The 5,315-nt window shown below is 30.3% G+C and carries 10 protein-coding genes; 7 read left to right on the forward strand and 3 right to left on the reverse strand.

All coding sequences use genetic code 11. The annotated features are described in order from the left end of the window. Window positions 1-35 precede the first annotated feature (35 nt). The 7 genes from HMPREF9073_RS00140 (at window position 36) to HMPREF9073_RS00170 (ending at window position 3,387) form a co-directional block, all read left to right on the forward strand. Window positions 36-416, forward strand: coding sequence for a leucine-rich repeat domain-containing protein (locus HMPREF9073_RS00140; RefSeq protein ID WP_009411954.1), 381 nt, complete (start codon window positions 36-38; stop codon window positions 414-416). A gap of 181 nt (window positions 417-597) precedes the next feature. Then, entirely contained in the window at window positions 598-1,203 is a 606-nt protein-coding gene (locus tag HMPREF9073_RS00145) for a hypothetical protein (RefSeq protein WP_009411955.1), read from the forward strand. A gap of 86 nt (window positions 1,204-1,289) precedes the next feature. After that, complete coding sequence (locus tag HMPREF9073_RS00150) at window positions 1,290-1,559, forward strand: hypothetical protein (RefSeq protein WP_009411956.1); 270 nt, start codon at window positions 1,290-1,292, stop codon at window positions 1,557-1,559. A gap of 107 nt (window positions 1,560-1,666) precedes the next feature. Continuing rightward, the gene (locus HMPREF9073_RS00155) at window positions 1,667-2,053 is read left to right on the forward strand and encodes a papain fold toxin domain-containing protein (RefSeq protein ID WP_009411957.1); all 387 of its coding nucleotides are present in this window, start codon (window positions 1,667-1,669) and stop codon (window positions 2,051-2,053) included. Then, entirely contained in the window at window positions 2,047-2,385 is a 339-nt protein-coding gene (locus HMPREF9073_RS00160; protein ID WP_009411958.1) for a hypothetical protein, read from the forward strand. The genes HMPREF9073_RS00155 and HMPREF9073_RS00160 overlap by 7 nt, the downstream gene beginning before the upstream one ends. Before the next feature lie 195 nt (window positions 2,386-2,580). After that, window positions 2,581-3,150, forward strand: coding sequence for a hypothetical protein (locus HMPREF9073_RS00165; protein WP_009411959.1), 570 nt, complete (start codon window positions 2,581-2,583; stop codon window positions 3,148-3,150). A 30-nt stretch (window positions 3,151-3,180) separates the two neighbouring features. Then, the gene (locus HMPREF9073_RS00170; RefSeq protein WP_009411960.1) at window positions 3,181-3,387 is read left to right on the forward strand and encodes a hypothetical protein; all 207 of its coding nucleotides are present in this window, start codon (window positions 3,181-3,183) and stop codon (window positions 3,385-3,387) included. A 407-nt stretch (window positions 3,388-3,794) separates the two neighbouring features. Here HMPREF9073_RS00170 and HMPREF9073_RS00175 read toward each other — a convergent pair whose 3' ends face one another. From HMPREF9073_RS00175 to HMPREF9073_RS00185, 3 genes are read right to left on the reverse strand one after another with little or no spacing between them, the layout of a single operon-like run. Further along, window positions 3,795-4,322 carry a hypothetical protein gene (locus tag HMPREF9073_RS00175; protein ID WP_009411961.1) on the reverse strand — a complete coding sequence of 176 codons (528 nt, stop codon included), beginning with the start codon at window positions 4,320-4,322 and terminating at the stop codon, window positions 3,795-3,797. A gap of 12 nt (window positions 4,323-4,334) precedes the next feature. Further along, window positions 4,335-4,784 carry a hypothetical protein gene (locus HMPREF9073_RS00180; protein WP_009411962.1) on the reverse strand — a complete coding sequence of 150 codons (450 nt, stop codon included), beginning with the start codon at window positions 4,782-4,784 and terminating at the stop codon, window positions 4,335-4,337. A 15-nt stretch (window positions 4,785-4,799) separates the two neighbouring features. Beyond that, window positions 4,800-5,192, reverse strand: coding sequence for a hypothetical protein (locus HMPREF9073_RS00185; RefSeq protein ID WP_232212831.1), 393 nt, complete (start codon window positions 5,190-5,192; stop codon window positions 4,800-4,802). Window positions 5,193-5,315 lie beyond the last annotated feature (123 nt).

Below are 5,315 nucleotides of genomic sequence, written 5' to 3' on the forward strand. Positions count from 1 at the left end.
TTACTTTATTATAGAAATAAGTTTAAACAGCTTCTTTGAAAAACACTCCAAATTTGCAGAAATTGTACGGTTATAACTCTGATACAAATCAAAAATTAGAGGGATTAGAAAATTGTAGGAAACTAAAACATTTAGATTTATATGATTCTCCATTTACTGATTTTCTTCCTTTTAAAAAGTTAAAATCTCTTGAGTTTTTAGATATACAAGAAAATAAAATAGAGAGTTTGATAGGGGTAGAACAGATGCCTCATTTAAAAAAACTGTATATGTTTTATAATCCTATTAAAGAAATAAGTGATATAACTCCTATTAAAAATTTGCAAGTAATAGCTATAGAAAAGCATAAAATATTAAAAATTGTAGATGATTTGAATCTTTTAGGAATTAAGTACATAACATTAGGTGAAGGATAACTTGGGAATGGGGCTAATGTTTCAGCCGCGTTGTTAAGTTTATTGCATTACTCCAAAATCACTATGTAGAACTATAGAAATAAGAGTTTTTAAAACCTAATTAATAAGACAGTAGCAACAAGAGGCGTGGCAGTAGGGCGAAACGCTCACACTATCGAGGAAGTTTTAAAATTTATGAATAATGGAAAAGATATTTTACTTAATAAGTGATCCTTCTCAAAATATTCCAGAAGCAGATAACAATTGGATTGAAAATCTAAAAAATAAAGAAATAATCTGTTCTTGTGGGAATGTTATATCCTCCTCACCTATTGATATATATCTTAGTGAAAAGTTTAGAAAAAACTTTGCTCCACTTACTGCTGTTATAGGAGTGAATATTCAAATGTTACGAAAAGACCTTATGTCTATATTAGAAATAAATAATATAGAAAAAATGTTTTTTATAGGGGATGTATATGATGTAAATAAAAAGAAATCTGAAGACTATATTTCAATGGTTCCTAAAAAAGTAGTTCCTATAAGAGGAGGAAAGGAATCCTCCTGCAAAAGATGTGAGCAATGTGGTAGGGTAATGTATTTTCCACTTCCTTTGAATAATTGGTATATTCTAAAAAATGATATTTCAAATTTGCCCTTATTTCCTAGCACTCTTTATGGGATTATTATAGATGAGTTAAAATATAAAGAATTAAAATTGTCAGGGATAAAGAAAATAGGCTATGACAAACTGAAAGTATTAAATAAAGCAATAGATGGTTATGATAGCCTCTTTAATGTAGATTAATAATATAGGCACTCGCTATAAGAAGCACACTAGCAGGGGCTTGAAATACCAAACACAGATTTAAATAAACTTAAAATGAAATGTATATGAGAATTAATGCTAACCTTTTCTTATATAAAGAAGGGCGCAAAACCCCTTTTTCAAACGGTTATCGTCCTTTGTTTAGCATAAATGGAAAAAATTATTCAGGGGAAATACATCTAAAGGATAGAAATTATTTATCCCCTGGCGAAAAATCTATTGTAAAAATAGTTTTTTTTCACGATTATTTAGAATTACAAGTAGGAGAAATTTTGTATTTTAGTGAAGATACAAGAATAATTTTAGGAGAAATAGAGGTTTTAGAAATTGACTAATATTTTAGCTGTGTTGCTAAAACCATAGTACCTCACCCGAAACTGGTCTATATATCTCTCAAGACCCCATAGGTCTTGCTGGCAACAACCCTAACTTCTATGCGTATGTGTTTGATAGCAATATACAAGTGGATGTCTTTGGGTTGGATTGTAACACTATAGAGAAAGTTAGAGAATTAGTAGATAAAATACCTGATGAAGATAAAGCAATATTCAAATGTAAGGATTTTGCAGAAAAATTGAAAAGTTTGATGAAAGAAGCTGGAATAACAGGTAAGCATATTCAAATTCAAAATGTAATAGCCCCTAATATAATATCAAAAAAGAATGGAATTATAGGTAAAAATAAGTTTCATGAAGCAATCGAAATTGATAGTATAGTTTTTGATAATTTAGAAACAAAAGGAGTAAAATTGGATGATTGGTTGGATGATATAGATTTTCATTTTAACAATAAGTATAAAACACAATATATTAATATTTTAGAATGGTGAAAATAACAAGTTATACAAAACGGGAATACATTGATTATAGCTTATCTGAGTTAATAGAACTTTTAAAAGCTAAAAGTATTATGTTTTTTGGAGAAGAAGAAAAATTCGATAATTTGTATTTTTTTATAATTGGTTTTCTTTTTCATAAAAATACTTCAGGAAAAAATGTAGAAGAAAAATTCTTATTTTTTGACGAATGGTTATATATTAAATATGATTTAAAAATAAGAGATAATTGGAGAAATATTTATAATGATTTATTTACAGATGAATCTGAAAAAATAAATACATTCTATAAAGATTATCAAGAATTTAATAAAATAGAAAGGTAATGGTAACATCTCAAATGTATTGTTAAAACCATAGTACTACTCACCCGAAACTGGTTTATATATCTCTCAAGACTCCATAGGTCTTGCAGGCAACAACCCCAACTTCTATGCGGATATGTTTGGGTTATAGAGTATAAAGGAATGAGCTTAGAGAAGGGATTATGAGTGGTAAGATAAAATGTAAAAATTAGTTTTATGAATTATTATACAATAAAAAGTTACAGCAAACATATTACAGAAGAAAATTTTATGTTGGAAATGATTGACCTTAATGATAATCGTTGGTTAATCAATTATGGAATGCAGTTAGATGAATCCTTTGATTACCTCAATTTTAAGCTGTATGGAGAAGAAAAATTATTCTTTGATCAAGATATTATGACTCCTTATTTTGGGATTTATTTGGCAAGTGAAAGATTCCAAGATGTTATTTTACAAAATTCTAAAATAAGTAAGGAAATACAATTGTTGTCCTTTAGGCTATTTAATGCTAATGATGAAGAGGTAAAACACAATTATAAGATTATCAACTTCCTACAAACAGAAGAATGTATTGATTGGGAGAAATCATACTTTAAGATAAGAGATGAAACAAAGAAAAGTTATGTTTTTCTTGATACCGTCTTTGATTCTCAGAAAATAGCAACACTTACCAAAGATTGGATATGTGTAGATAGTGAAAAAAGTATTTTTGTTTCAGAAGCAATAAAAAATGAATGGGAGAAAATGCATTTGAATAGTCTTACTTTTTCATCAGTAAGCTAATTCAAAAACACAACGTATGAAATTTTAGATTTGCAAGAAAGTGAAATAGAGAGTCTTGAAGGATTAGAACAAATGCACAATTTAAAAGTTCTTGAGTTATTTGGTAATCCAATAGAAAAAATAAATAGTATAAAGCCTATTCAGCATTTAAAGAAATTTGGTATTGAAAGACATAAAGTCTCTCCTTATATGAGAAGACAAATGAAAAAAAATGACATTATATATTGTTGGATATAATGGCTAATGTATCAGCTGCGTTGTTAAATCGCAAAAACTTACTGAGTAATACAACACAAAAACTCATAGAACGCTAATGAAGAACCCTATAAACAACGTTAATTCGATATAACAGAATATTGACTTACAGCTTTGTAACGTAATATATTCACAAAATTATTCACCGTCAGGTGAAAATTCGTGTTTCACATACCCAGCTGTGAGCCCTCGCTGGCTTTGTGGGAGATTAAAAATATTTTATTGATTGTTAAATAATCACTTACGTCGAACTCACGTTAAGTTATATGCAGAATCCTAAAACGAAAAAGATGATATTGTTACTATTTACAAGAAAAGGTAGCAAATAGAGTCACTTTCTAAACTACTTAAGCAAAACTTTCCTTTGTACTACTTCTACAGATAGGGGGTTAGATTTTTACACTTACACCAACTTTGAATGATAGTACATTGCCAAAAGCTACTTGTCCGTTGAGACCTATATTTTTGAAGAAGAAGTAACGGAAGCCCAAGTGAACGTTCCACAACGCGAGATTATCGGGGTGTTCTCTTCTGAATTTTTCGGGGATAGGGGAGGAAGAGGTCTCACAACCTCCAGAACTATAACTATCAGGCGTGTTGCTTTGCCAAAAGCAGTAGCCTACAGAGAGACCGCTATACCAATCGGTAGTAATGCGATGATCAAAATGCAAATCGGCGCTGAGCTCAGGCACATAAGCGGTTTCGTACTTACTATTGAGGTTAAAACTCTGATTAGAAAGATTAGCGCCTACCGAGATACGAGGCGTCACTCCACAGTGTACACCTCCGCCTATAATACCTCCTATAAACGAAGCACCTGTTTGTACATCAATAAATACATTGCCTTTGTTGTAGGCTTCTTGAGCGCTTATTTGCAATGCAAAAAACAATAGCATAAAGAATAAGAGATTTTTCATAAAGGATAAAGGTTATTTTGCTAAATAATGATTTTCTACTTTTACACCGTCTACACGGATTTCATTGGTTACAGCATACTCTCCACACTTATCGTTTTCCATATAACCATTTACTTCTATCTTATAAGTTTTGGTAGCATTTTGAAGGTAGAGCGTTTCAGTTTTACCTGTATACACATCGTTCTCAAACCAAAGCTGAGTTCCTATATGCAAATAGGTGTTTCCTCGAGGGTCTGTTTCATAAAGAAATCCTATTGGATACTCTTTTTTTGTATTACCTACTTGTTTGTATAAGGCAATATGAGTAGAGTCGATATTTCCTCTTTCGTTGATAAATTCCCTATGAACCTCAGAGTTTTTGTTTACCCACATACTAAAAGTAGGAGGTGGTGGCGAACATATTTCACTATCCTTACAACTCAATAGAATAGCAAAGAGAGAAAATAATAAGATTTTTTTCATAGGGAATAGGTTTAATTATTTTGTATTATCTATTAGATAGGTATGATCACTAATGAGATTGAGCTCTATTTTTTTATGGTTGAAATACAGCTCTGATAAATAAGCATTATCTCCACAACCTGAATCGTCATAATAGATTCCTTTTATTTGCAAAGTGTCTACCTTGCTATTGTACTCTAAATAAAAAGTTTCTACGTTTGTTGTGTAGAAGTTTTTTAGAGCCCTTCCTGCACTTGCAATGACTATATTTCCGTTAGCAACGTGGCATTTACTTATGTCTACTCTTTTATTATCTACTCTTTTATATAAAGTAGCTTCTTCTGTTGCATTCCGAAAACTGTATACCAACTCCTTTCTATCCATTTTATTATTCATAACTATAATAGCTAAAGAAGTAGGCTCATTCATACATCTTTCGGTATTATCTTTACAATTAGTAAATAAAAGTAGAAAAGTTATGTAGTAAATCACTTTTTTCATAGTAGTTATTTTTATGGGGCTGTCCTAAAAGTTTTTCTTGAGAGGGCGTTT

The sequence above is a fragment of the Capnocytophaga sp. oral taxon 326 str. F0382 genome (assembly GCF_000318295.1).
In the GTDB taxonomy this organism is placed as follows: domain Bacteria; phylum Bacteroidota; class Bacteroidia; order Flavobacteriales; family Flavobacteriaceae; genus Capnocytophaga; species Capnocytophaga periodontitidis.

What these genes read in the sequence shown, in the direction of transcription:
- HMPREF9073_RS00145 (WP_009411955.1), top strand. Translation starts at nt 598, where the DNA reads ATGGAAAAGATATTTTACTTAATAAGTGATCCTTCTCAAAATATTCCA.
- HMPREF9073_RS00150 (WP_009411956.1), top strand. Translation starts at nt 1,290, where the DNA reads ATGAGAATTAATGCTAACCTTTTCTTATATAAAGAAGGGCGCAAAACC.
- HMPREF9073_RS00160 (WP_009411958.1), top strand. Translation starts at nt 2,047, where the DNA reads ATGGTGAAAATAACAAGTTATACAAAACGGGAATACATTGATTATAGC.
- HMPREF9073_RS00165 (WP_009411959.1), top strand. Translation starts at nt 2,581, where the DNA reads ATGAATTATTATACAATAAAAAGTTACAGCAAACATATTACAGAAGAA.
- HMPREF9073_RS00175 (WP_009411961.1), bottom strand. Translation starts at nt 4,322, where the DNA reads ATGAAAAATCTCTTATTCTTTATGCTATTGTTTTTTGCATTGCAAATA.
- HMPREF9073_RS00180 (WP_009411962.1), bottom strand. Translation starts at nt 4,784, where the DNA reads ATGAAAAAAATCTTATTATTTTCTCTCTTTGCTATTCTATTGAGTTGT.
- HMPREF9073_RS00185 (WP_232212831.1), bottom strand. Translation starts at nt 5,192, where the DNA reads ATGAATGAGCCTACTTCTTTAGCTATTATAGTTATGAATAATAAAATG.